The organism is Rhizobium sp. BK176, assembly GCF_024808055.1.
This window is the reverse complement of the sequence record NZ_JANUBV010000027.1, coordinates 17,095-41,774: the sequence shown is the minus strand read 5'-3', so window position 1 is coordinate 41,774 and position 24,680 is coordinate 17,095. Positions and strand designations below refer to the sequence as shown.

Sequence of the window (24,680 nt, the reverse complement as noted above, 5' to 3'; positions counted from 1 at the left end):
CGGCGGATCCCCAAAGTCATGATCAGGCGACAGCGCGTGTCAGCGGCACGACATTGTCGGAACCGGCTGCAGCGCTACGCGGCACACGACCTTCGACCGGATGGCTCGGATCGTTGAAGCCTGGCGTCGAGGGATGACCCGTCGTGACCAGCCGGTCGACCAGCGCCTCGTCCTCGGCGTCGAGCTTGACGTCCAGCGCGCGGATATAGCTGTCCCAATGCTCTTCCGTGCGCGGACCGGCGATGGCCGCCGAGATCAGCTTGTTGTTCAGCACCCAGGCGAGCGCGAACTCGGTCGGCGATATCCCCTTGCGGGTCGCGTGCGCAGCGATCTCGGTGGCGATGGCAATCGATTCAGGACGCCATTCCGTCTCGAGGATGCGCTTGTCGCCGCGACCGGCCCGCGTGTCGGCAGCCGGCTCCTTGCCCGGCTCGTACTTGCCGGTCAGAACGCCACGGGCGAGCGGCGAGTAGGAAACGACGCCGAGACCATAGTGATGGGCGGCCGGCAGCTGCTCGGCTTCGGCGGTGCGGTTGACGATGTTGTAAAGCGGCTGGCTTGCCACCGGACGATCGATACCGAGTTCATCGGCGAGCTGCGCGACTTCGGCGATGCGCCAGCCGCGGAAGTTGGAGACGCCGAAATAGCGCAGCTTGCCGGCGCGGATCAGGTCGGCGATCGCGCGCACCGGCTCTTCCAGCGGCGCATCGAAGACGGCGCGGTGGAAATAGAGGATGTCGATATAGTCGGTGTTGAGACGGCGCAGCGAATTCTCGACAGTCTCGATCACCCACTTGCGGGAATGACCGCCGAGGTTCGGGCCCTTCTTGTGCGAATTGACGAACTTCGTCGCCAGAACCCAGTGATCGCGATGCGCCTTGATACCCTTGCCGACAACCTCTTCCGACTTGCCGTCGTGATAAACATCGGCGGTATCGATGAAGTTGATCCCCTGCTCGCGCGCCTTGTCGATGATGCGGAACGCGACATCGTCAGGCGTCGGGCCACCGAACATCATGGTTCCCAGGCTGAGCGGTGACACCTTGAGCGCACTGCGCCCGAGATAGCGATAATCGACCATTGTATTCTCCTTCTTACTGAGCATGGTGGCAGGCGGCGGCGTGGCCGCTGCCGAACTGGCGGAATGCTGGATCTTCGGATCGACAAATATCGGTGGCGAGCGGACAGCGCGTATGGAAGCGGCAGCCGGCCGGTGGATTGTGCGGGCTTGGCAGATCGCCGGTGATGGGCGCGGCCTGCTTGCGCCGCGACGGATCGGGCACGGCGGCGAGCAGCGCTTGCGTGTAGGGATGTTTGGCGCCTTTCCACAGCTCGCTCGTCGCAGCGCTCTCGACGATGCGGCCGAGATACATGACGAGCACGCGATCGGCGAAATAGCGAACGACGGAGAGATCGTGAGAGATGAAGAGATAGGAAAGCGAGAGCTCCGTCTTCATCTCGACCAGCAGATTGAGGATCTGCGCCTGGATCGAGAGGTCAAGCGCCGAAACCGGTTCGTCGCAAATGACGAGTTCCGGCTGCAGGATGAGCGCACGGGCGATGCCGATACGCTGGCGCTGGCCGCCGGAGAACTCATGCGGATAGCGATCGAGCGAATCCGCCGGCAGGCCGACATGAGCAACCATCTGCGAGGCGATCGTCTCGCGCTGCTTGCGCTCGCCGATGCCATGAACCGCAAGCGGTGCGGTCAGGATCGTGCGGATCGTCTGTCTCGGGTTGAGGGACGCGAACGGATCCTGGAAGATCATCTGGATGCTGCGCCGGACGGACTGCAGTTCGCGCCCCGCCATGGCGGTGACGTCCCTACCCTTGAAAGTAACGCTGCCAGACAAGGGATCGACAAGCCGCACCAGCGATTTGCCGAGCGTGGACTTGCCACAGCCGGATTCGCCGACCAGCGCCACCGTCTCGCCCTCTGCAATCTCCAGGGAAACACCATCGACGGCGCGCACGGTGCCAGCGGCTCCGGGATAATGGGTCGAAAGCCGATCAACGGACAGAAGCGACATGAGCCTTCTCCGCAATGGCTGGAACATACGGGCACGCCACCTGTCGGCCAGCGGGCAGTGCGATGAGTTGCGGTACGACGGACGCGCAGGAGGGCCGCGCCACCGGACGGCGTGGGCGGAACGAACAGCCTTTCTCGCCCGCCGCCGAAACGATCGAACCCGGGATTTCCGAGAGCGGCCCGTCGCGATAGTGGTAATCGGCCTTCAGGCGCGGCGATGCCGACAGGAGGCCGTTTGTATAGGGGTGATACGGCTCGTCGAACACCTCGCCCGGAAGCCCCTCCTCGATCTTGCGCCCGGCATACATGACGACGACGCGGTCGGCCCATTGCGCAACGATGCCGAGATCATGGGTAATCAGGATGACCGCCATGTTCAGCCGCACGCGAAGGCTATCGAGCAGCTGCAGCACCTGCGCCTGGATCGTCACGTCAAGTGCGGTCGTCGCTTCATCGGCGATCAGCAGTTTCGGATTGCAGGCGACCGCAATGGCGATCATCACGCGCTGGCGCATGCCGCCGGAAAGCTGGTGCGGGTATTCGTCTATGCGGCGGCGGGCGTCGGGGATGCTGACGAGATCCAACAGTGCAACGGCGCGCTCGCGAGCCTGACGCCGGCTGAGATCCTCATGAATGCGCAACACTTCGATGATCTGATCGCCGATTGTCAGCACCGGATTGAGCGATGTCATCGGCTCCTGAAAGATCATGGCAATGTCGCGGCCACGGATGCGGCGCAGGTCCCGTTCCTGGAGGCCGACAAGATCACGGCCGTCGAAGCGGATCTGCCCGCCAGCCTTCGCGTGCCGCGGCAAAAGGCCCATCAGGCCGAGCGCCGTCAGCGACTTGCCCGAGCCAGATTCCCCGACGATGGCGAGCATCTCGCCAGGATTGGCGGAAAAGCTGACTCCCTTCACAGGTTCGGCCGCCCCAAAGCGCACCGAGAAGTCGTTAACTTCGAGAAGCTTTGCCATCAGCGATCCTCCGAAAAGCGCGGGTTCAGCGCATCGTTCAGACCATCGCCAATCAGGTTGAGCGAGAGCACGGTGAAGACCATCGCAAGACCGGGCAGCGCCGTCAGGTACCAGGCGGTGCGGATGACATCGCGCCCGGCGCCGATCATCGAACCCCAGGAAACGCGGTTGGGATCGCCAAGCCCCATGAAGGAGAGCGCCGATTCCATCAGGATGGCGCTTGCCACCATCACCGACGACGTGACGATCAGCGGCGGCAGCGCATTGGGAAAGATCTCGCGGAAGATGATGCGAGCATGACCAAAGCCGAGGCTACGGGCAGCCTGAACATAATCCTTCTCGCGAATGGCTCGGAATTCCGCGCGCGTCAGCCGCGCCACCGTTGGCCAGGAGACGATCGCAATGGCGATGGTCACGGTCCCTGTCGTCGGCTGGGCGATCGCCACGAGAACGACGAGCAGCACGAAGCTAGGAATGGTCTGGAAGATCTCGATGAACTTGACCAGCACGTCGTCGATCAGACCACCGAAATAGCCGGCGACGGCGCCGATGGCGATCCCCACCGTCAAGCCGAGCGCGGTGGCCGCGAGCCCGACGGTCAGCGATATCCGGGCGCCGTGAACGATACCGGCAAGCACATTGCGGCCCATGGAATCCGTACCAAGCGGATAGGCAGGGTTCTGCCCGGGCCACAGGAAGGGTCGCGCCACCATCTCGAGCGGGTCACCGGGAAAGACAAGCGGCGCCAACAAGGCCGACAGGGCAACGAGCAGCAGAATGCCTGTACCAAACAGTGCATTGTAGTTGCCGAGGAAGACTTTCAACTCCCGGCGCATGCCGCGCCAGGCCGTACCCGAAACCGAAGCGCGGACGTCTGGGGCGTGGATATGTGTCCAGCGCGGCTGCTTGGGCGCTTCCGGTGCTGCTTGATCGCGCTCGACCTTTGTCTGCGGCGCGAAGTCGATCGCCTGGCCGGCCAGTGTTCCAAGTTTTTGACTGTTCATCGGCTAGCTCCAATTCGGGGATCGATCCACGCCTGCAACAAGTCGACGGCGGCATTGGCGACGATCACGAGGAAGGAAGACAGGAGGAGAATGCCGAGCAGCACGCTGAAATCGCGGGCCATGACGGCTTCGAAGGCAAGGCGCCCGAGGCCGGGCCAGCTATAGACGGTTTCGACCACGACCGCGCCGCCCAGCATCCCGCCAAAGTGCATGCCTGCCATGGTGGTGATCGGGATCAGGGCGTTGCGAAGGATGTGTCGCGTCGTCAGCACGAAGGGTGAGACACCCTTGGCGCGCGCGGTGCGCACAAAATCCTGCGATTTGACTTCCAGCATCGAGGCGCGCGTCAGGCGGGCATAGATCGCCAGATAGAAAAGCGCGAGAGATGTTGCTGGCAGCACCATGTAGCGCGCCCTGTCGAGCAGTGCCGGGAGCCCTGTCAGCCGCGAGCCAATCGTGCTGTCTCCGCCGCTCGGCAGCCATCCAAGCTTGACCGAGAAGAGCAGGATCAGCATCAGGCCAATCCAGAAGCCGGGGATCGAATAGAAGAGCAACGAGACGACGGAAATGATACGATCAGGAAGGCGCCCGGAAAAGGCGGCCATCAGCGAACCGAGCAGCAGTCCAACGGCAATTGCAATCGCCAATGCCGCCACCATGAGCACGAGCGTGCCGGGTAGCCGCTGGCCGATCAGATCGGCGACCGGCATGCCATAGCGCGGCGAAAAGCCAAGGCTGAAATGCGCGAGGTTGTTCAGATAGTTGGCAAGCTGAACGAGGATCGGGTTATCGAGCCCGAAGCGCTCGCGCAGTGCTGCCATCGTCTCGACCGTGGCCGAGCCGGATTCCGCCGCCATCACATCGGCCGCATCGCCGGGTGCCAGCTTCAGCAGGAAGAAATTGAGGATGACAATCCCGAGCATTGTGGGCACGGCCTGAATGATCGTCCTGCTGATCGTTCGACCTATCCGCCTGTAAGCCGACATGTGCCCCACCTCGCGATCTGAAAAGAATTCACCTCGTCTCGTCGCTTAGTAGTTGACTAATTCTGTGGGTTTTGTCAAATCCATATTGGTAAATAATTCCAACGAATACGTGCTTTAGCGTTCTTTTAGAAATATGATACCGCATATCGACACTGAGTAGGTTTTTGTCCCACTTCAAAGCAGTCACGGGGCAAAAATCTCTAAGGCAGGCTCGATCCGCGGAATAACACAGAAGCGGGCCGTGACGGCCCCTGGATCATGAGGGTTGAACAAGATGTTACTATTTCCCGCACCCACGCGCCGCAGCTTTCTTCTGGCCTCGGTCGCACTCGGCGTCACCGCCACAGCGCGGCTTCCCGCCTTTGCGGCGACGGCAACGCGCGGCGGCACGGCAACGCTTCTGCTGGCCGCCGAGCCGCCCGTCCTGACGACGATCGCCCATACGGCTTATAACGCGGTCTATGTCTCACCGAAGACCACGGAAGGCCTTCTCACCTACGACTTCGATCTCAATCCGAAGCCGCTGCTGGCCAGGGAGTGGACTGTCAGCCCTGACGGACTGACCTATACCTTCAAGCTGCGCGACGGCGTGAAATGGCATGACGGGCACCCCTTCACTTCCGCCGACGTTGCCTTCTCAATCAAGACCCTGAAGGAAGTGCACCCGCGTGGCCGCAACACCTTCCTCAATCTGGTCGATATTGAAACGCCCGACGCGCAGACGGCCGTCCTGAAGCTTTCCAAGCCCGCGCCCTATCTGATCACCGCGCTTGCCGCCTCGGAAACACCGATCGTGCCACGCCATATCTATGAAGGCACCAAGGTCGCGGAAAATCCGGCCAATCTCGCGCCAATCGGAACCGGTCCTTTCAAGTTCAAGGAATGGGTGCGCGGCAGCCACATCGTCTATGAGCGCAACCCCAATTACTGGGATCAGCCTCGCCCCTATCTCGACCAACTGATCATCCGCTTCATCCCGGATGCCGCCGCTCGCTCGATTGCGATCGAGACCGGCGAAATCGATCTCGCACCCTCGACACCCGTACCGCTCAGCGATCTCGAACGGCTACAGAGCGCCGAAGGGCTGGCCTTCGAGACCAAGGGCTACCAATACCAGAACGGCGTCAGCCGCATCGAATTCAACCTCGAGCGCCCGTTCTTCAAGGACGTGAGGGTACGTCGCGCCTTTGCGCACGTCATTGATCGCAACGTCATTCTCAACACCATCAACTATGGCTATGGCGCAGCCATCCCCGGCCCGATCAATCCGAACCTTGCGAAGTGGTTTGTGCCGGATCTCAAGACATACCCGATCGATCTCGCCGCCGCCGAGAAGCTTCTCGACGAAGCCGGTTACCCGCGCGGCGCCGACGGCATCCGCGCCCGCATCAATCTCGACTTCGTGCCGAGTGGCGAAACCTATCCGCGGGGTTCGGAATATATCCGCCAGGCGCTTGCCAAGGTCGGCATTGATGCGAAGGTCCGCAGCCAGGATTTCGCGACCTACACGAAGCGGATCTACACGGACCGCGATTTCGACTTCGCATTCGAAGGCATGAGCAATCTCTTCGATCCAACGGTCGGCGTCCAGCGCCTCTACTGGAGCAAGAACTTCAAGCCGGGCGTCCCTTTCTCCAACGGCGCTGCCTACAGCAACCCCAAGGTCGATGAACTGCTCGAGGCCGCCGCGATCGAGGTCGACCCGGCAAAGCGCGTCGAGCAGTGGCGCCAGATCCAGCAGATCCTCGTCGAGGACGTGCCGGCAATCGACATCGTCAGCCAGCCGGAACTGACGATCTACAACAAGCGCATCTCCGACCACACGATCGGCGGCGAAGGCATCGCGGGCAGCCTTGCCTTTGCCTACGTCGCAGCGTCTTGAGCCAGATCAACGGGAGAACAACCGTGTCCATTCAACATCGTCCCGGCTCGATCGTCGGCCTGCCGAAATTTTCTGCCCCGACCGATTTTCCGGAAAGCCCGCTCTCGCAGGCACTCAAGCAGCCGGTTCTCCTCGGTCTCTTCCTGCCGATCCAGGCGGGTGGCTGGACGCAATCGACGCTCGAGCGATCGACCGACTGGCGCTTCGACTACAACAAGGCTTTGACGCTGAAGGCGGAAGAACTCGGCTTCGACCTCGTTTTTGCGCTGTCGCAATGGCTGCCGAAGGGCGGCTATGGCGGCGTCTTCGACGGCAATGCGCTGGACAGCTTCGTCTCGACGGCAGCGCTCGCAGGTCTCACCAGGAAGATCATGCTGATCTCGACCATGCATGTGCTCTACGGCCCTTGGCATCCGCTGCATCTGGCAAAATTCGGGGCGACGCTCGACCATATCACAGGCGGGCGCTGGGGTATCAACGTCGTCACCGGGCACCGGGCGGTCGAGCACGAGATGTTCGGCTGGCCGCGCATCGAGCACGACAAGCGCTACGAGCTGGCGGCCGAATTCCTCGAAGTCGTCCAGCGCCTGTGGAGCGACAGCGAGAACTTCTCCTTCGAGGGCGAAAGCAGCTGGAAGCTCGGCGGCGGCTTCGTCACGCCGAAGCCGAATTTCGGCCGTCCGATCCTCGTCAACGCCACCGGTTCGGATGCCGGAATTGCCTTTGCCGGTCGCTATTCGGATATCGTCTTCATCACCAGCCCGACCGGCGCCGACATCGACAGCGCACTGGAATCGCTGCCGGCGCATACGAAGCGGGTCAAGGATTCGGCAATCAGCGTCGGTCGCACGGTCCGTACGCTGCTCAATCCCATGGTGATCTGCCGTCCGACGGAGAAGGAGGCCTGGGAGCTCGCGGACCGCATTGTTGCCCACGCCGACCAGCGTTCGCCTCAGGGCTTCCAGTCGCTGAACTCGGATGCCCATGCCTGGAAGGGACGCGATCCGCAGGATCCCTACCGCGCCATCGGCGGCAATATCCGCGTGATCGGCTCGCCCGAGCAGGTGGTCGATCAGTTCGTCAAGCTGAAGGAAGCCGGCGTCGACGGTCTGCAGCTCAGCTTCTTCGACTTCCGTGACGACCTCGAATTCTTCGGCTCGCACGTCCTGCCCCTGATGAAGCAAGCCGGCCTGCGCCACTGAGGAGAAACGCCATGACAAGTAATGCTATTTCCGAAATCTGGTACACGCGCTGCCCGGTGCCGACGCCCGTCGGCCTTGCTGCGCAGCTCGGCTATCTCGAGGAAAACTTCCGCAAGGACGGCGTGACGCTGAAATCGATCATCGATTCACCCGACCGCAATATCCGCCAGAGCCATTTCAACCACACGCTCGACTGGTCGTTCCGTCACGGCGGCAACGTTCCACCAATCCGGGCACGCTCGGAGGGGCGCAAGACGCGCCTCATCGGCATCACCTGGACCGACGAGTTCCAGGCGATCATCACCCTACCGGAAACCGGCATAAAGACCACGAAGGATCTGAAAGGGCGCCGCTTCGGCATCGCCCGCCGACCGGAAGGCATCGTCGATTTCATGCGCGCCACCGCATTGAAGGGGCTGCTTTCGGCGCTGTCGCTGGAAGGCCTGGCGCTCGACGAAGTCGAGATCATCGACATCGCGCTGTCAGACTCGGTGCTCTCGACGCAGGAAGGCCCGTCCCTCTTCGGTCTGAAGCGTCGGCAGGCCTATGGCGAGGAGGTCGCGGCTCTCATTCGCGGTGACATCGACGCCATCTATGTGAAGGGTACGGCCGGTATCAATGTCGCCAACCTCATCGGTGCCGTTGAGGTGGCAGAGTTCGGCTTTCATCCCGATCCGAAGATCCGCATCAATTCTGGCTCGCCGCGCGTCCTGACGGTGGACGAACTGCTAGCCGACGAGCGGCCGGATCTCGTCAGCCGCCTGCTGGAATCGATCTTCAAGGCTAGCGCATGGGCCGAAGCGCATCCCGAGGAAACGAGGCGCTTCGTCGCCCGCGAGGCGGGCGCCACGGAAGAACAGGTTCTCGCCGCCAATGGCCCCGACATCCACAAGCACCTGGGCCTTGGGCTGCAGCCCGAACTGGTGGAGGCGATCGGCCACTACAAGGATTTCCTGCGCGATTTCGGTTTCCTCGCCGCCGATTTCGACATTGCCGATTGGGTGGATCGCCGCCACATCGACGCCTTCTTCAGGCGCGCCGTGGCCTGAACAGGGAGACCAATGCCACCATGCTTCAGGAAAACATCGACCCGGTCGACAAGGCACGGCGTCTCGCCGTCGATTTCGCCGAACGTGCCGCTCACCATGACGCGACGGGGGAATTCCCGTTCGAGAACTTCACGCGTCTCTTCGAAGCCGGCCTGCTTGGTCTGGTAACCGCTCCCGAGCATGGTGGGCACGGCGGCGGGCTTGCGGAGGCGCAAGCCGTGATCAGCGAAATCGCGCGCGGCGAACCCTCGACCGCGCTCGTGCTTGCCATGCACTACAACAGCCACTATGTCCTGCGCCGCTTCGCAAAGTGGCCGGCCCACCTTTCGGAGCGGGTACTCACAGCCAACCGTTCGGGTCCCGCCCTGATCAATGCCGCCCAGGCGGAGCCTCGTATCGGCTCGCCCGCCCACGGCGCACTGCCGGAAACCGTCGCGCGCCGCGACGGCAACGTCTGGCGCATCAGCGGCCACAAGAGCTACGTGACCGGCATCCCGGTGCTCAAATGGGTCGCGCTGCTGGCGCTGACCGACGAGGACGAACCGCGTCTGGCGTCCTTCCTCGTTCCCACGGACAGCCCCGGCCTGCGTATCGAAAAGGCATGGAACGCCGCCGGCATGCATGCAACCGCTAGCGACGACATCATCCTCGACAATGTCGCCGTTCCACTCGAAGACATCATCGAAGCCCAGCCGGCTTCCGAGCCGCTGCGCCGCGAGGAACATGCAACTGCCTTCTTCTTCTCGCTGATATCAGCAGTTTACCACGGCGTTGCGCTTTCGGCGCGCGACCGCGTGCTAACCTTCGCCGCCCACCATTCACCGGCAAGCCTGGGCGCTCCGCTCTCGACCGTTCCCCGCATTCAGGATGGCCTTGGAGAAATCGAAGTCCGGCTCGCCACCAATGCCCGCTTGCTCCGCTCTCTCGGCGAAGACGTTGATGCCGGCAGGGCTGTGGGAATGGATGGCATGCATGTCCGCCATGTGGTCATCGACAACGCGGTCGCGATCACCAGCCTCGCGCTTGAGCTTGCCGGCAATCCCGGCCTCAATCGCGACTTCCAGCTGGAGCGCCACCATCGCGATGCCATCACGGCGCGCTCCCATGCCCCGCAGAGCCACATGATCCGCACCATCGCCGCCCGTAATGCGCTTGCTCGCCTCGCATCACGATAGCGGGGACGTGGCCACGAGTTCACGGGTCGGATTCACAAATGCAGGCTAACCATGAGCAAAGACAGCGAATTCCTTTGGTACATCCCTAATGACACGAGGCCGGGACACCGTGGCGATACCGTCGTTGACAATCACAACAGCCTTTCCACGCTGACGGAGCACGCCCGAGCACTTGAACAGCACGGATGGAAGGGCGCGCTCATCGGAACCGGCTGGGGCAGACCAGATACCTTCACCGTTGCCGCAGCACTTGCGGCGAGCACGACGACGTTCGAGCCGCTGATAGCGATCCGCCCCGGCTACTGGCGACCGGCGAACTTCGCCTCCGCCGCCGCAACGCTCGACCATCTCACCGGCGGCCGCGTGCGCGTCAATATCGTCTCAGGTCTCGACAATCTCGCCGCTTATGGCGACCAGGAGGGAGATCAGTCAGAACGCTACGCCCGCACCAAGGAATTCATGCGGCTGGTCCGCAGGCTCTGGACCGAGGAGAACGTCAGCTATGACGGCGAGCACTTCGGCGTCGCCGAATCGACCGTCGTGCCACGCATCGAGCCTCGCGGAAATCGTCGCCACCCGAAGCTCTATTTCGGCGGAGCCTCCGAGGCGGCCGAAAGGGTCGCTGCCACCGAGGCGGATGTCCAGCTGTTCTGGGGCGAGCCGCTCGACGGTGTTCGCGAGCGCATCGCCCGCCTGAAGGCGCTGAGCCGCGAACTCGACCGGGATCTGCCGCCGCTTGAATTCGGGCTACGGATCACGACACTGGTGCGCGACACGACCGAGCAGGCGTGGACCGACGCCGAGGCCAAGGTTGCGGAGATGGCGAACAGTAATGGCGCCGGCTGGAGCGATCACCGCAGGGCAGTCGCGGTCGGCCAGCAGCGGCTGTTCGACCTGCATCGGTCAGGCGACGTCCTCGACGACAACCTCTATACGGCGCCCGGCAAATATGGCGGCGGCGGCGCCGGCACGACCTGGCTGGTCGGCTCGGCAGCTGACGTCGCCAAGTCGTTGCGCAAATACCAGGATCTCGGCATTAGCCATTTCGTGCTCTCCGACACGCCTTACCTCACGGAGATCAGACGGCAGGGAAATCAGTTGCTGCCGCTTCTGCGCGGCTGAAGCGTAAGTGACGATCAAACTCGCGGTGGTATTTGCGACGGCTGGAGACAAGACCCTAACACGCCGCGGGCCTGTCTTGGACGCTCTCTTTCGAAGACGTAGCGGTACCCACGAACCGTGATGGTCGGCCATGCGGTTTCGCGTGATTAAGTGCGCACGACATCGTCATTCTCCGTCGTCGCCCACCTGGGCGCTCGGGCACTCGTCATCGATGGCGTACGCGATTTTGGTAACTGCTAATGTAGGAAGGCTACAAACTGTGTCTTTCTGCGCCTAGCCAAAGCCCGGTTAGTTATTAAGCTCTGATTCGTTGCCTTCAATAACCTGACCCAATGAGGGACGTCTTGATGAGCAGAATTCTAGTGATTGCCATTGCAGTGCTTGCCGTTGCAAATCTGAGTGCCTGCGCGGATATCGGTAAAGGAAAAGGTAAGGCCCCGCCGCCAGCAGAGGCTGTTTACAAGTAAGTTGGCCTTCAAATTCGGGAAAGGCCAATGTGGCCTTTCCCTTTCAACCCGCCAGGCTTAATCCCCGTTTACAAATCCACGGCGTGCAAGAGTGGCTCATCGCTATATCAGGCCCGCGGGACAGGGCCAGTAAATGGAGCGTATTTGATGCACCTTGGAAAAGGCCGTCTGTCGCTTGTGGTTCTGATGGCATGCGCACTGGCGTCCTGCCAAACCAAAGACAAGCCACAACAACCGCGTTTCACGTCGACCAGCAGGAATTCGCCAGCAACGACCACGCCAGCCAAGGAAATCGCAGCGAACCATTATTATATCGAATTTCGATCGCGCTTTGCGCGTAGCTACGGCCACACCTATGTGGTCTTTGGCAAGCTGGACGAGAACGGAGACCCGATCAATCCGGAGGTCGCCGGTCTTGCCCCGGCTTCTCATGATCCGAGCGACTACGTGCTTGGCCATTTCGTGCCGGTACCGGCCACAACTGGGTGGACAGACGGCGATCTCGAAGAACAATACCGCTCCGCAAGCTGGCGAGTGCTCTTGACCCAGCAGGAATATAACGACGCCGTGGCCTTCATCCGAAAGCAGCAGGCCTCGTCCAAGACCTGGGAAGCGACTTTCAATAACTGCAACGCCTGGACTGGAGAAATTGCCCGCCACATGGGCTACAAAATACCCGGCATCTGGCTGAGACCCCAGCAGTTCATCACTGACCTCCGCGAGATGAACACCGCTTCAAGCGCGTCGTAAGACCGAATGTGGGGGAGTGGGAATTTGCGCGAAGCGAACCACGCTGGCCCGGGTCGGGCATCCGGTACCGCGACATGCTGCGTCCGCGCTGATGAGCTTTCGCCTTGGTGAAGATAAGTTGCTATTTCACACGGACGACTACGACCACTTCTTGTTGTCTAATGGTCATGCACAGGCGATCACCCGGGACCTCTTGCGCTTCGCGCGCGATCTCGTGCCCCGTGTCGTGCATTTCCGTCATGTTCTCGGTATTGGTTTCGAAGCGCTCTAGGCCCTTAGAGAGGCATTTCCCCACGCGCGGCGCCCGCGACTCGCGGCTATAGAGAGAGGTAGAAAGAAAGTGGGCCGAATAGTCGAACCCCAAATGCCCGGCAAAGTCTGCGCCAACTTAAAGGGAGAAGGGAAGCCGATTTGGGGAATTGAGGCTGAAGCTTCCCTTCTTGTCCTGCCGCAGATCAGCGATCGGGACGAACAAGAGGTTACCTCATTAAGCTATCAAAACCAGTCGGACCAAAGTCCCAATATCATAGGTCCAAAGTCCTATCAGACCGCGACCTGTTGGTTACTCACCAACGAGGCGCCCGGATATTGCGGGGGTCCGTCCGCAAGTATCCGGGCTACACCCCATCCTACGGGAAGGAGGATGATTTGAGCATAAGGAACGTTTCGTGACCTTGCATCATTCGAAGGTCCCCCGATGGAATGGACTTAGGTCGCACTCGGTCGCGGAGGCCCTCAGACCAAGGTCGATCTCTGACAAGGCAGCAGAATGCTTCCCCTATCAATGGCCTAGCAAAATCTTGTTCCCTCGCAGCGGAAGGCGATACTTGACCGCCTTGCTGCAACCGAACAACATGAGAACGTGAATAGCTTTTAGGACTGCAGTACCCGCGTAGCACAATGCACCGAGAATCGTGATCCCCACTCCCATAATCCACGTTTTCTCAGCAGCAACTTCAGAGACCTTGATCCCACTGGCCACTATCGAAAGCCTCACCGGCGTGGCAGGGCAAACGCGCTCGATCTTTGCCGAGCACTTCAGCGCTATCTTGGGAGAAGGAGCGGCACATTATCTCGCCGGGTTACGTATGCAGCTTCCCCGCGAGTGGTTGGGCAAGGCGGGATGTCGGTTGCCGAGGTTGCGTCCCGGTCAGACCATGAGTCCGAGGCATCCTTCGTTCCGCCTTCAAACGTATCACTAAAGTCCCACCCGGCGTTGCGCACCGCACAAATTCCGGACGAACGAGCATGAATTTCGGATTTTAGGATACAGATAATCCTGAGAAGGTCGTCTATGACATCTCCTAACTAAGGAGATACATGTATGACGGACACAACATCGCAGCTTGATGGGGCAGCAATTGGCGTCGATTTCCCCGAGCCATCCACGTGGAACGCGGCGACCTGGGCTGCCGTTCTTTCGATGGCGGCCACTAGCTTTGCACTCGTATCGGCCGAGTTCCTGCCGGCCGGCCTGTTGACGCCGATGGCGCACGATCTCGGGATTACCGAGGGGACAGCCGGACAGGTCGTCACCGCTACCGCTTCTGTCGGTGCTGTCACCGCCCTGTTAAGCAATGTTCTCATCGGCAGATTGAACCGCAAGACGGTGCTGGTCGGTCTCAGTGCATTGGCGATCGGATCCAATATCCTTGCAGCGTTAGCGACCGACTTTTGGCTATTGTTGTTGGGCCGTGCCGGGTTGGGCGTAGCGCTTAGCGGTTTCTGGGCGCTTTCAGTTGCCGTCGTGGCGAGGCTGGTTGGCCCCAATGCGACGGGCCGGGGCATGGCTATCGTCACTCTCGGCGTCTCGCTCGCCACAATCGCTGCACCATCGCTAGGTGCTTTGATCAGCGACTGGCTGGGATGGCGCAGCGCCATGGCCATGACAGCGGGGCTTGCCGCGCTTGCAATGCTGCTGCAGGTACTTACTTTGCCAACATTGCCTGCAAGTACGAGCAACAGTCTCGCCGATGTTTTCCGGCTGACACGGCGGCGTGGCATTCAACTGGGAATGCTTGCTATCCTCTTGCTGATGACCGGCCATTTTGCCGGCTCGGTTTACGTGCGCCCCTTCCTTGAACAAGTGACGCTCCTTGAAACCCGATCGATCGCCCTGGCACTGCTAGGATTCGGCGTCGCCTCCGTGATCGGCAATGTCGCCGGTGGCCGAATGGCAGACGCCAGTATCGGCCTGGCCCTTGCTGTCACGGCAGCGCTGATGGCGTTTGCTGCATGCGCTTTGGTGTTGTGGGGCGCTCATATCAGTGTTGCGTACACCCTTGTTGCGCTTTGGGGCTTCGCCTTCGGCATGGCGCCGGTAGTTCTACCGACCAACCTTTCCCGCGGGGCACCCGACGCTTTGGAGGCGGCCGGGAGCCTGATGGTCGTCTCGTTTCAGGTCGCCATCAGCATCGGCGCGGTTTTCGGCGGCTACATTGTCGACCACTACGGTGCTATTGGGCCCTTGACCCTTACCGCTGTCCTAGCTGCATCGACGGTGGCCCTGGCGATGGTTCAGCCTCGCAGCTGATCTTTGCGTCTGGGTTGGGATGCAAAAGCAATCGGACTGAAGATGCTGTGTCACCACCCTGTGCATCGATAGGCGCTGGGTGGGCGTTGCAGGCCGGTCCGAGTGGCGTTCTGGATATGGGCGCCGCCGGCGATCATCCTCGGCCCAGGCGGTATAGCTGGGCCGAATCGAACATGAGAGCCGAGGTAAGACCGGCCGTCTGTAAGGCTCCCATTGGTCGTGTCGTCGAAGTTTGCGAGGCCGGTTGTGGGGCAGCAGGAATGAAAGAGTATTGGATGCTTGTCCTTGAACTCGGGTTCAAGCGGTCCCGGAAGGGTAGGCTCAAGTTTGGCCTCCGCTGTGGTCCCGGCGAGCTACGATCGCGAGCGAAGATGAAGTCTTCGCGCCAAGCGACATTGCGATGAGGTTACGGGCGGATTGGTTGAGGGCTGACTGAGACTTGTCAATTCGGCGTTTCGCATTGCTATTGATAGCGGCTAGGCGCATCAGTCGACCTTTGACGAATCCCGCCAGGCCCGCTCGAAAGGCAGCCGCCAGGCATGCGGTGCGATAAGCTGGTGGATCGATTTCGGCCCCCAGCCGCCCTGATCGTAAAGGCGCACCGGCGGCGGATTGTCCAGTAGCGGCTGCGAGACCTCCCAGAGCCGTTCGATACCCTCGGCGGTATTAAACAACGTGTGGTCGCCGCGCATAGCGTCGAGGATCAGGCGCTCGTATGCCTCCAGAACTTCGCCGATCAGGCCTGTTTCACTCATGGCGAATTGCAGGGAGAGCTTGTCGAGCCGGAAACCAGGTCCGGGTCGCTTGCCGTAGAAGGAAAGAGAGACCTTAGAGGCGTCGGCGAGGTCGAAGGTGAGGTGATCCGGCCCCTGCGCGCCGACGCCGGAACCTGCGGGGAACATCGATTTGGGGGCTCGCGGAAGGCAATCGAGATGATGCGCTGCCCTTCAGCCAGACGCTTGCCAGTACGCAAAAAGAACGGCACCCCGGCCCAGCGCCAATTGTCGATTGCGCATTTGAGAGCGATGAACGTATCGGTGTCGCTCTCGGGATCGACCCCCGGCTCGTTGCGATAGCCAATATATTGGCCGCGCACCACGTCGCGCGGCTCGATCGGCAGCATGGAGCGGAATACCTTGTTCTTCTCCTCGGAGATCGGCGCAGGTTCGAGGGCTGTAGGCGGCTCCATCGCCATGAAGGCTAGAATCTGAAAGAGGTGGGTCACCACCATGTCGCGATAGGCGCCAGTGGTCTCGTAGAATGCCGCGCGGGTGGAAAGACCTAACGTCTCCGGCACATCGATCTGCACATGGTCGATGAAATTGCGGTTCCAGATCGGCTCGAACAGGCCGTTGGCAAAGCGGAAGGCCAGGATGTTTTGCGCCGGCTCCTTTCCGAGGAAGTGGTCAATACGGAAGATCTGCTTCTCGTCGAACACCTCGTGCAGCTTGGTGTTTAGTTCCACAGCGCTGGCAAGGTCCGTTCCGAACGGCTTTTCCATGATGATACGGGAACGCTCCACCAGCCCAGCCTCGGCGAGAAGCTGCACGGCCGGGAGCGCTGCTTTCGGCGGCACCGACAGGTAATGCACGCGCCGCGTTTCCGGCCCCATTGCCTCCTCGGCCCTATTTACCGCTTCCCTCAGCGCACCGGCACCAGCGCCGATCGGTGCGTAATCAAGTGATGCTGCGAAAGTCTCCCATTCGGCCTGTGTAAACTTGCGGGTCAAGAACTTATCCAGCGACTCGCGGGCAATGGTTCGAAATCCATCGACATCGATATCGTCAAGCGACACGCCGACGATCCGGCAGCCCGGGATGAAGCCAGCTTTGATAAGGTGGAACAACCCGGGCAGCAATTTACGCCGGGAGAGATCACCCGTCGCACCGACGAGCACGACAACTTGCGGATAGCCGGGGCCGACCCGTGTGGAATTCTTGCGCAAAATATCCATCCCAGTATCTTCAATTGCACCCAGCGCGTGGTACGAGACCGCGACGGCACCAACGCCTTGCTGTCGCGAAGCAGCTGGCCTCGTCCCGAAGCCATCACGGCAAATCCTCGTCCGATCTGAGGTTGGATAAGGACATGGATTTCAATGTCAATCAAGGGCCGAGTGCGGCCGCCCCGAGCCAGTATTCACCGCCTCGGCACAGGACGCCGATCTCGCGCAGAAGCTGTAAAACCCGATTTCGTCGTTTTCTTACCAGCCCACTTTTGGCCGTCGTCGATCTAGAACCTGTCACGGCATGAGGACCTCTCCCATGGCGGCGGATGGTACCGCTCTCCTCACAGCAACATGGACGCTCCACGATCGAGATAGGTGTCGAGGAACTGCTCAAGACGTGCATTTCTGGGCTTTCTGAAGACCTCTTGTGGAGGGCCCGTAAAGACGATTCTTCCATGGTCGAGGAATGCGATCTGTTGCCCGACGGTGGCCGCAAAGCCGATTTCGTGCGACACGACGACCATTGTCATGCCTTCGGCGGCGAGATCGCGCATGACGTTCAGCACTTCGCCGGTCAACTCTGGGTCCAGGGATGACGTCGGCTCGTCGAAAAGCATGATCTTCGGCTTGAGGGCGAGCGCCCGGGCGATCGCCACCCGCTGTTGCTGTCCACCGGAAAGCTGCGATGGATAGTGACCCGCCCGGCTTTCAAGCCCGACCTTCACAAGCTGCGCCATGGCGCGCTCCTCAGCATCCTTACGGCTCATCTTGTGAACGGTCTTCAGCGCCTCGCTCACGTTTCCTAGCGCTGTCATGTGTGGCCAGAGATTGAACTGCTGAAAGACCATGCCGATCTGAGCGCGAATTGCACGGTTGGCAGCAGGTGGAACGCGCTCCCGTATCCCCGTGGCACTTTCGGTGAAACCGAGAACCTCGCCATTGATTGTGATGGTTCCAGACGTTGCTTCTTCAAGAAAGGCCATGCAGCGAAGGAGCGTGCTCTTGCCAGAGCCTGAGGGGCCGATCAGGCAGGAGACCTGGCCGTGCGGGATCTGGAGGTCGACATTCTGGAGGACTGTCGTATCCCCAAACTTCTTGACGAGATTTTTGACTGCGATCGCGGGGAGGCTCATGCGTTGAAAAACCTGAATCTGGTGAGTTTCGTTTCTACGAGACGGCCAAGTCGACCGGTGATCTCAACGAGCACCCAATAGAAGAGTGCGAGCGCCGATAGAGCTTCGACGAAGGCATACTGCTGTGCGCCAATCGCACTCAGCGTCGCCGTCAGCTCTGGAACGGTGATAATCGAAAGAACGGCCGTTTCTTTCATCAGAAGGACTGCCATGTTTAACGACGGAGGCAGCACGAGCATGGTCATCTCGGGCAACAGGATGCGCCGGATGATCTGCCCCTGGGTTAAGCCCACGCACTGGCCCGCCTCGATATGACCTTTGGGAACGGCAAGGAAACCTGATCGAAAGATCTCGCTGTAGTAGGCGGCGCCGTAAATCGAGATGCCAATCAGACCCGCTGGCAGAGGATCGAGTGACAGGCCAATGAACGGACCGCCATAATAGACGAGGAAGATCTGGATAAGGAACGGGGTACCGCGCAGTACGGCAATGATCAGGCCAAGCGCCTTGTTGAGCATCGCGCCACCGAACTGCCGACCGACAGCGACGAAAAATCCGACGATTGTGGCAGCGATCGTCCCGACGATCCAGATCAGAATCGTGACGCCGGCGCCACTTGTGATCGCCGGCAACTGGTCAAGGATGACGTTAATGTCGAACGTCATCGCGGCACTCCCGGAAGAGAGCGCTCGATAAGATCACCAGCAAGCGCCACGATCCAGTTGATGACGAGATAAATAAGGCCCGCGGCCGCAAATATCTGCAGCGGCAGGAAGGTGCTGCCGGCGAGATCCTGCGCCATGCGGGTCAGTTCGATGACGCCAACGACGGAAACGAGCGACGACGCCTTGAGGATGAGGATTGCCTCGTTGACGAGCGCCGGAAAGGTCAGCCTCAGTGCGATAGGTGCCTTGATGCGCCGGAAGATCTGACCCGGCGTCAGTCCCACCATTTCAGCGGATTCCACGAGACCGATCGGGACGCTGGCGAATCCGCCGCGCATGTTTTCCGCCTGGTAGGCCGCCGTGCAAAGCGACAGACCTACGATCGCAGCAACGATGCTCGGCACGTTCAGTCCGATCGCAGGCAACATGTTGTAGATCAGCAGCAATTGCACAAGCAGCGGCACACCGCGGAAGAAGCTGATGAAGATTTGTGCAGGAACGACGAACAGGGCCTTCTTCGACAGCAGCATGCCGGAAAGAACGATCGCTATGGCGAAGCCAATCAAGATGGAGACGACGCTTATCAGCACTGTATAGATCGACGCGTAGAGAAGCAGTTCAAAGAGTTTGATGGACATGTCCGGCTTTTGCCCGCCTGGCTGTCATGAAGGCACGATGGCGTCGTTGATTGCGCGCTCGTGCGACGCAATCAACGATCGGCCCGCTATTAGAATGCTGGGTCTTTTACTGCATCGGGCGTATCGAACGTCGCACCAAACCACTTCTTCTGCAGCTCTGCCATACGACCATCAGCCTTGATCTTCAGCAGTGCCCCATCGATAGCGTCCATCAGCGTCGCATGATCAGCATCCTTGAGGCCAATGAAGCCGAAGTAGGACTTCTTACCAAAAGGCGGCAACACGACTTCAAACGTTCCCTCGCGCTGCTTGGCGACGAAGGCGATGTTCGGGAGCGAATTGGCGACACCGGCAATACGGCCGGCTGCGAGATCCGCATAGGATTCAGTGAAAGCCGGATATTCGCGAACATCCACCTTGGAAGACAGCGTTGCCGAGAATTCCTTCAGCTGATCGAGCTGCGAGGTGGCCTTTCCGACGCCAATCGTCTTACCGGCAATATCATCCGGCTTGCTGATGGTCGTGTCGCCTGCCTTCTTCAGAATCGCGATGGTCGCTTCGGCAATCGGCGGCGTGAAGCGGTAACGCTCCATGCGCTTTTTAGTGATCGTTGCGGGACCGGCCACGACGTCGAACTTGCCCGCTTCGAGGGCCGGGAAAACGCCATCCCAAGGAAGCGCGACCCACTCAATCTTGACACCCAGCTCCTTGCCGATCTCGGTAAAAAGATCAACGTTCAGGCCGGCATGTTCGCCGGCATCGATAAAATCAAACGGCGCAAAGGCGGTTTCAGTGCCGACCTTCAGCGTGCCGGCTGCCTTGACGGCAGCGAGCGTATCGGCGGCTTGCGCCGACAGGGTCGCCCCAACCAAAAAGGCAGCGCCGACGAGGCCCTTTAGCAGTGAACGTGCGATCATGATTGCTATCTCTCCAGTTTCCGCACCCCCAGGATGCGTTCGAGTTCCCGATTTCAGTTCCGTATGCGGACTTCTTTGATCCACTTTTGACTATACAAATAGATATGCGCTAGCCTAGAGTGTCAACGTCAAAGTCGACGAACGCAATTTTTATGCCGACCGGCGGCTTGTGGGCGCGAATTTGGCGTTTGCATCGTTTGCCGGCGGCGTGATGAGGTCGCGTGTTGGAGCCAATTTATCTTAGGATATTCAACGATATCGAGGCGAAGATCCTGGCTGGGGATTGGCGTCCGGGCCATCGGATCCCAAGAGAGCATGATCTTGTCGATGACTACGGCTGTTCGCGGATGACGGTGAGCAAAGCGCTGGCCGCGCTCGTCGACCGTGGACTTGTCGTCCGCAAGCGAAAAACAGGATCATTCGTCGCCTCGCCGCAGATCGACCGTACGGTCATGGATATCCAAGATATCGGGACCGAGGCGAGCTTGGCAGGCTATGAGCACCGCTACAAGATCCTAGCGCGAAGGATCGAGACCCTGGACTCGGTCGAGGCTGCACAGTTGGACAGCACATCGGGAGCCGAGGTTCTCAGAATCCAATGTCTGCATATCGTTGATGGGAAGCCCACGGCAGTCGAGCGTCGCATCATTCTGCTGGATACGGTGCCGCTCGCCAGAATCGAGAGTTTTGCTGCTGCGCCTCCGGCAGAATGGCTCCTCTCCCAAGTGCCATGGTCTAAGGCAAAGCATGTGATACGGGCGGTCCCGGCCGATGCTGCGACGGCGCGCATTCTTGAAATCGATCGCGGCGAACCCTGCTTGAACCTCATTCGTCAGACCTGGCAGAATGATCGCCTGGTGACGTACGTCGAAATCACGCATCCCGGCGATCGCTTTCAATTTGCCGGAATCTTTCATCCAGCCAAAAACCCTCGTCATGTCGACAGCCCCACTGGGTAGGGTACATTGAGCGAAAAACAGATATTCCGTGGAATTCCGCTAAAAGGTCTGCAAGCATTCGAAGCGGTCGGGCGCTGCGGGAGCGTGATGGGGGCTGCCGTGCCGTGTTGGGGTGGACGGCTCCCAACGGCATCGCAATGTGCCAGAATGAGTTCGTTGAAAGCTCAATCGAGGGAGACCGTCCGCGGAAAAGATTATCAGAATTGGCATTGATACGTCAAAGAGCGTTTTCCAATTGCATGGGGTGAATGCAGTCGAGCGACCAGTCCTTCGCAAGAAGCTTTCGCGTAGGGAGATGGTGTAATTCTTCGAGAAGGCACCACCGACCACCGTCGCACTCGAAGCTTGCGGTGGCTCTCATCATTGGGCGAGGTTGTTAGGTTCCTTCGGCCACGATGTAAAATTGATAGCGCCTCAACTGGCGAAGCCCTATGTCAAACGCGGCAAGAACGACGCGGCGGACGCGGAGGCTTTGTGTGAGGCGATGAGCCGACCCACCATGCGCTTCGTGCCGGTGAAGACCGCCGACCAGCAGGCGGCTTTGATGCTGGTCGGTTTGCGAGAGAGACTCATTCGTAATCGAACGCAGCCCGCCAATGCCATACGCGGGTTTGCCATGGAGTTCGGCATCGTCGCAGCCACCGGCATGTGCCGCATCGAACCGTTGCTGGAGCGGATCGCGGCCGAACAATCCCTGCCTGAATTGGCCCGCGAGCTTTTTGCCATGCATGGCGTTGAGTATCGAGACTTGCTTGCCGAAACGAAAGTCGTCGAGGAAAAACTGACCGCGTTGCATCGCTCCGATGAATGCAGCAGGCGCCTGGCCGAAATTCCGGGTGTTGGGTCGGTCGGCGCATCGCTTTTGATGATGAAGACCCCAGATCCCCGAACGTTCAAGTCGGGTCGCGATTTTGCCGCTTGGATAGGACTCACGCCCAAAGACCATTCGACCGCAGGCAAGGTCAGATTGGGGGTGATTACACGTGCTGGCGATGAAATGCTACGAAGCATATTGGTGGTCGGCGCGACCGCTCTTCTTCAGCACGTCAGAGCAGGTCGAAGCAAACATGCTTCCCGATGGCTCATCGAACTCCTCCAACGGAAAAAACCGAAGCTGGTTGCGGTGGCGCTGGCCAACAAGATTGCCCGTGTCGCCTGGAAGCTCATGGTAAGCGGCGAGACGTATCGGCGAACAGAGCGACAAACGCAGGCAATTTAGGAGATTGGCCATCACGGTGCGTGGGAAAAGATCGCGACCGTGTTGAGCTGATGCAGTGAACTTGCAAGAGATGAGCAGATGGTGCGATCGATCGATCCAAGACGCGTGACAATCCGTCAGTTCCAATGGCCAATCAAGGCCGTTGCCGTGTTAGGAACATGCGTTGCGGAAGCCATCTTGGCCAGTGGTCATGTGCGACCACACACAAAGGCCGCACATATGGAAGCAAGCGATCCGATCAAAAAATCTGCAAAAAATCACTTGCAAGTGGGAGCCGTCCACATATGGAACTGAACGTGCTCCGGGCGCCATCACCAGCAGATACGCAAAGTAGAGGGCTTTCTTGGCATCACCCTTGTGGAGCGGAGCGGACAGACAGTGGAGGTGACGCAGTGGGGCCGTCCCTATCACCGCGAGATATCTCAGGATGCCGTTGCTCGAGTGCTACTTCCTCGCGTGGGACTGTTGCGCACTGCAAAAGCCTTACGGTTCGGAGTTTCGCGATTGGCTTATTGCGATATCGCGGCGGCAGGCGCAAATCTCCGCACCTACGACCCTTTAAAAAACTAAAGCGGAAGTAGGCCTTGCGATATTGATGAAAAAGGTCGCGTAGAGTTACCTTGAGCAATCACAGATGAGCTCGCGGGAGAATGGCATGGCGCGTTCTGACAGGATGAAACTGGGCACCTTCGTCTACACGTTCGGCTTCCATCCGGCCTCATGGCTGCATCCGGCAAGCGATGTTCACGGCGCCAACGATTTCAGTCATCTGCTCGATGTCGCCAGACGGTCGGAAGCAGCAAAGCTCGATTTCATGTTCATGGCAGACTCGCCTGCCGCTGCTGTCGGCGACCCCGATGCTCTCTCGCGCATTCCGACCAAGATGAACCGTTTCGAGCCTTTGTCGCTGCTGTCCGCCCTGTCGGTGACAACAGAGAAGCTTGGCCTCGTCGCCACGGTATCAACCAGCTATTACGAGCCCTACAACGTCGCCCGACTGTTTGCCTCAATCGACCATCTGAGCCACGGGCGAGCGTGCTGGAATGTCGTCACTTCAGACCACGACGAGACGGGCTACAATTTCAACCGCGAGGGGCTTGACCCACATGCACTGCGTTATGAGCGTGGCAACGAGTTCGTGGACGTCGTCTTGGGTCTCTGGGACAGCTTCGAGGAAGGAGCGTTGCTGCTCGATCGCGAGAGCGGCGTCTACTACGACAAGACAAAGCACCACACGCTCAATCACAAGGGCAAGCACTTCCAGGTCCGCGGACCGCTGAACATCGCCCGATCGCCACAAGGCCGGCCGGTCATTGCGCAGGCCGGCGGCTCGGAAGCTGGCATGGACATGGCAGCGCGTACAGCCGAGATCGTCTTTAGCCTCGCCTCGAACATTGAGCGAAACCGTGCATTCTACACAAACGTCAAGCAACGTATGCCGGCCTACGGACGCAATCCTGATGATCTAAAGATTATGCCGGGCGTTGTCCTGAATGTCGGCGAAACGGAAGCCGAGGCCCAGGCCAAGGTCAACTACCTCATCGACAAGATGCACCCCGAGGTCGGTCGCTTGATGCTTTCCGAGTTCCTGGAGGCCGACTTGCGCGGTGTCCCGTTTGACAGGCCGTTCCCGTTGGATCGATTGCCAACGGAACCCAAGGGATCGCGCGCGCTGTTCGAAGAGCTTACCGAATTCGTGAAGAGTGGCCGGACGGTTGGCGAGTTGGTGCGTCACTACGCTGAGAAGCATACCGGCAACGGCATTACTGGCACACCGGCACAGATTGCCGACTTCATGGAAGAGTGGTTCGAGACCCGTGCAGCGGATGGCTTCATTTTAATGTTCCCGACACTGCCGTCGAGCCTCGACGATTTCGTCAAGCTTGTGCTGCCGATATTGCGGAGCCGCGGCCTCTTCCGCGAAGAATATGAGGGCAAAACGCTGCGGGAAAACCTCGGACTTTCCATGCCGGAAAACCGCTTTGCGAAGGCACGAGCCGCTCGCTAAGAGCAGACGACCGCTATCAG

At 60.0% G+C, this 24,680-nt stretch carries 19 protein-coding genes and 6 pseudogenes; 15 read left to right on the top strand and 10 right to left on the bottom strand.

The annotated features are described in order from the left end of the window. Window positions 1-22 precede the first annotated feature (22 nt). The 5 genes from FHT76_RS36560 to FHT76_RS36540 are packed head-to-tail and all read right to left on the bottom strand — an operon-like array spanning window position 23 to window position 4,993. Window positions 23-1,081, bottom strand: coding sequence for an aldo/keto reductase (locus FHT76_RS36560; RefSeq protein WP_183758440.1), 1,059 nt, complete (start codon window positions 1,079-1,081; stop codon window positions 23-25). 13 nt (window positions 1,082-1,094) lie between these two features. Further along, window positions 1,095-2,030 carry an ABC transporter ATP-binding protein gene (locus FHT76_RS36555; protein WP_183758438.1) on the bottom strand — a complete coding sequence of 312 codons (936 nt, stop codon included), beginning with the start codon at window positions 2,028-2,030 and terminating at the stop codon, window positions 1,095-1,097. Next, complete coding sequence (locus FHT76_RS36550; RefSeq protein WP_259186478.1) at window positions 2,011-3,003, bottom strand: ABC transporter ATP-binding protein; 993 nt, start codon at window positions 3,001-3,003, stop codon at window positions 2,011-2,013. The genes FHT76_RS36555 and FHT76_RS36550 overlap by 20 nt, the downstream gene beginning before the upstream one ends. Next, the gene (locus FHT76_RS36545) at window positions 3,003-4,007 is read right to left on the bottom strand and encodes an ABC transporter permease (protein ID WP_259186477.1); all 1,005 of its coding nucleotides are present in this window, start codon (window positions 4,005-4,007) and stop codon (window positions 3,003-3,005) included. The genes FHT76_RS36550 and FHT76_RS36545 overlap by 1 nt, the downstream gene beginning before the upstream one ends. Further along, a complete protein-coding gene (locus tag FHT76_RS36540; RefSeq protein ID WP_183758432.1) occupies window positions 4,004-4,993 on the bottom strand; it encodes an ABC transporter permease in 990 nt (329 codons plus the stop codon). The genes FHT76_RS36545 and FHT76_RS36540 overlap by 4 nt, the downstream gene beginning before the upstream one ends. A gap of 274 nt (window positions 4,994-5,267) precedes the next feature. Here FHT76_RS36540 and FHT76_RS36535 point away from each other — a divergent pair, with 274 nt between their 5' ends. The 10 genes and pseudogenes from FHT76_RS36535 to FHT76_RS36490 all read left to right on the top strand — a co-directional run bounded on the left by FHT76_RS36535 (window position 5,268) and on the right by FHT76_RS36490 (window position 15,173). Further along, window positions 5,268-6,875, top strand: coding sequence for an ABC transporter substrate-binding protein (locus FHT76_RS36535; RefSeq protein ID WP_259186474.1), 1,608 nt, complete (start codon window positions 5,268-5,270; stop codon window positions 6,873-6,875). 23 nt (window positions 6,876-6,898) lie between these two features. Further along, a complete protein-coding gene (locus FHT76_RS36530; protein WP_259186473.1) occupies window positions 6,899-8,077 on the top strand; it encodes an LLM class flavin-dependent oxidoreductase in 1,179 nt (392 codons plus the stop codon). Window positions 8,078-8,088: 11 nt separating this feature from the next. Next, entirely contained in the window at window positions 8,089-9,126 is a 1,038-nt protein-coding gene (locus FHT76_RS36525) for an ABC transporter substrate-binding protein (RefSeq protein ID WP_259186472.1), read from the top strand. Between the two features lie 20 nt (window positions 9,127-9,146). Then, window positions 9,147-10,301, top strand: coding sequence for an acyl-CoA dehydrogenase family protein (locus FHT76_RS36520; protein ID WP_183758424.1), 1,155 nt, complete (start codon window positions 9,147-9,149; stop codon window positions 10,299-10,301). A gap of 51 nt (window positions 10,302-10,352) precedes the next feature. Next, complete coding sequence (locus FHT76_RS36515; protein WP_183758422.1) at window positions 10,353-11,423, top strand: LLM class flavin-dependent oxidoreductase; 1,071 nt, start codon at window positions 10,353-10,355, stop codon at window positions 11,421-11,423. 347 nt (window positions 11,424-11,770) lie between these two features. Further along, window positions 11,771-11,890 carry an ABC transporter gene (locus tag FHT76_RS36510; RefSeq protein ID WP_183758420.1) on the top strand — a complete coding sequence of 40 codons (120 nt, stop codon included), beginning with the start codon at window positions 11,771-11,773 and terminating at the stop codon, window positions 11,888-11,890. A 147-nt stretch (window positions 11,891-12,037) separates the two neighbouring features. Further along, window positions 12,038-12,640: a hypothetical protein gene (locus tag FHT76_RS36505; protein ID WP_259186471.1), complete on the top strand. Its 603-nt coding sequence runs from the start codon at window positions 12,038-12,040 to the stop codon at window positions 12,638-12,640. Window positions 12,641-12,683: 43 nt separating this feature from the next. Further along, a pseudogene (locus FHT76_RS36500) lies at window positions 12,684-12,908 on the top strand (glycosyl transferase); the annotation flags it as partial. Between the two features lie 712 nt (window positions 12,909-13,620). Continuing rightward, window positions 13,621-13,906: pseudogene (locus FHT76_RS36495) on the top strand (helix-turn-helix domain-containing protein); the annotation flags it as partial. A gap of 58 nt (window positions 13,907-13,964) precedes the next feature. Then, window positions 13,965-15,173 carry an MFS transporter gene (locus tag FHT76_RS36490; protein ID WP_259186470.1) on the top strand — a complete coding sequence of 403 codons (1,209 nt, stop codon included), beginning with the start codon at window positions 13,965-13,967 and terminating at the stop codon, window positions 15,171-15,173. A gap of 485 nt (window positions 15,174-15,658) precedes the next feature. On the opposite strand, the pseudogene zwf reads toward FHT76_RS36490, so the two are convergent. From zwf to FHT76_RS36465, 5 genes and pseudogenes are all read right to left on the bottom strand, one after another. Next, a pseudogene (gene zwf, locus FHT76_RS36485) lies at window positions 15,659-17,127 on the bottom strand (glucose-6-phosphate dehydrogenase). 335 nt (window positions 17,128-17,462) lie between these two features. Then, entirely contained in the window at window positions 17,463-18,254 is a 792-nt protein-coding gene (locus FHT76_RS36480) for an amino acid ABC transporter ATP-binding protein (protein WP_183758413.1), read from the bottom strand. Continuing rightward, a complete protein-coding gene (locus FHT76_RS36475; RefSeq protein WP_183758411.1) occupies window positions 18,251-18,919 on the bottom strand; it encodes an amino acid ABC transporter permease in 669 nt (222 codons plus the stop codon). Before FHT76_RS36475 ends, FHT76_RS36480 begins: the two co-directional genes overlap by 4 nt. Continuing rightward, entirely contained in the window at window positions 18,916-19,557 is a 642-nt protein-coding gene (locus FHT76_RS36470) for an amino acid ABC transporter permease (protein WP_183758409.1), read from the bottom strand. Before FHT76_RS36470 ends, FHT76_RS36475 begins: the two co-directional genes overlap by 4 nt. An 89-nt stretch (window positions 19,558-19,646) precedes the next feature. Continuing rightward, window positions 19,647-20,474, bottom strand: a complete 828-nt coding sequence (locus tag FHT76_RS36465; protein WP_183864705.1) for a transporter substrate-binding domain-containing protein — start codon at window positions 20,472-20,474, stop codon at window positions 19,647-19,649. Window positions 20,475-20,698: 224 nt separating this feature from the next. Between FHT76_RS36465 and FHT76_RS36460 the strand changes: the two genes are divergently transcribed. The 5 genes and pseudogenes from FHT76_RS36460 (at window position 20,699) to FHT76_RS36440 (ending at window position 24,660) form a co-directional block, all read left to right on the top strand. Next, a complete protein-coding gene (locus FHT76_RS36460; RefSeq protein WP_183864728.1) occupies window positions 20,699-21,433 on the top strand; it encodes a UTRA domain-containing protein in 735 nt (244 codons plus the stop codon). Window positions 21,434-21,439: 6 nt separating this feature from the next. Further along, window positions 21,440-21,535: pseudogene (locus FHT76_RS36455) on the top strand (LysR family transcriptional regulator); the annotation flags it as partial. A 91-nt stretch (window positions 21,536-21,626) separates the two neighbouring features. Further along, window positions 21,627-22,652, top strand: a pseudogene (locus FHT76_RS36450) (IS110 family transposase). Between the two features lie 421 nt (window positions 22,653-23,073). Further along, window positions 23,074-23,214: pseudogene (locus FHT76_RS36445) on the top strand (LysR family transcriptional regulator); the annotation flags it as partial. 93 nt (window positions 23,215-23,307) lie between these two features. Next, a complete protein-coding gene (locus FHT76_RS36440; RefSeq protein ID WP_259186469.1) occupies window positions 23,308-24,660 on the top strand; it encodes an LLM class flavin-dependent oxidoreductase in 1,353 nt (450 codons plus the stop codon). Window positions 24,661-24,680: the final 20 nt, after the last annotated feature.

Coding starts and splice junctions, on each gene's coding strand:
- FHT76_RS36540 (WP_183758432.1), bottom strand. CDS start 4,993: ATGTCGGCTTACAGGCGGATAGGTCGAACGATCAGCAGGACGATCATT.
- FHT76_RS36555 (WP_183758438.1), bottom strand. CDS start 2,030: ATGTCGCTTCTGTCCGTTGATCGGCTTTCGACCCATTATCCCGGAGCC.
- FHT76_RS36520 (WP_183758424.1), top strand. CDS start 9,147: ATGCTTCAGGAAAACATCGACCCGGTCGACAAGGCACGGCGTCTCGCC.
- FHT76_RS36525 (WP_259186472.1), top strand. CDS start 8,089: ATGACAAGTAATGCTATTTCCGAAATCTGGTACACGCGCTGCCCGGTG.
- FHT76_RS36535 (WP_259186474.1), top strand. CDS start 5,268: ATGTTACTATTTCCCGCACCCACGCGCCGCAGCTTTCTTCTGGCCTCG.
- FHT76_RS36515 (WP_183758422.1), top strand. CDS start 10,353: ATGAGCAAAGACAGCGAATTCCTTTGGTACATCCCTAATGACACGAGG.
- FHT76_RS36470 (WP_183758409.1), bottom strand. CDS start 19,557: ATGTCCATCAAACTCTTTGAACTGCTTCTCTACGCGTCGATCTATACA.
- FHT76_RS36490 (WP_259186470.1), top strand. CDS start 13,965: ATGACGGACACAACATCGCAGCTTGATGGGGCAGCAATTGGCGTCGAT.
- FHT76_RS36480 (WP_183758413.1), bottom strand. CDS start 18,254: ATGAGCCTCCCCGCGATCGCAGTCAAAAATCTCGTCAAGAAGTTTGGG.
- FHT76_RS36440 (WP_259186469.1), top strand. CDS start 23,308: ATGGCGCGTTCTGACAGGATGAAACTGGGCACCTTCGTCTACACGTTC.
- FHT76_RS36505 (WP_259186471.1), top strand. CDS start 12,038: ATGCACCTTGGAAAAGGCCGTCTGTCGCTTGTGGTTCTGATGGCATGC.
- FHT76_RS36510 (WP_183758420.1), top strand. CDS start 11,771: ATGAGCAGAATTCTAGTGATTGCCATTGCAGTGCTTGCCGTTGCAAAT.
- FHT76_RS36475 (WP_183758411.1), bottom strand. CDS start 18,919: ATGACGTTCGACATTAACGTCATCCTTGACCAGTTGCCGGCGATCACA.
- FHT76_RS36465 (WP_183864705.1), bottom strand. CDS start 20,474: ATGATCGCACGTTCACTGCTAAAGGGCCTCGTCGGCGCTGCCTTTTTG.
- FHT76_RS36545 (WP_259186477.1), bottom strand. CDS start 4,007: ATGAACAGTCAAAAACTTGGAACACTGGCCGGCCAGGCGATCGACTTC.
- FHT76_RS36560 (WP_183758440.1), bottom strand. CDS start 1,081: ATGGTCGATTATCGCTATCTCGGGCGCAGTGCGCTCAAGGTGTCACCG.
- FHT76_RS36550 (WP_259186478.1), bottom strand. CDS start 3,003: ATGGCAAAGCTTCTCGAAGTTAACGACTTCTCGGTGCGCTTTGGGGCG.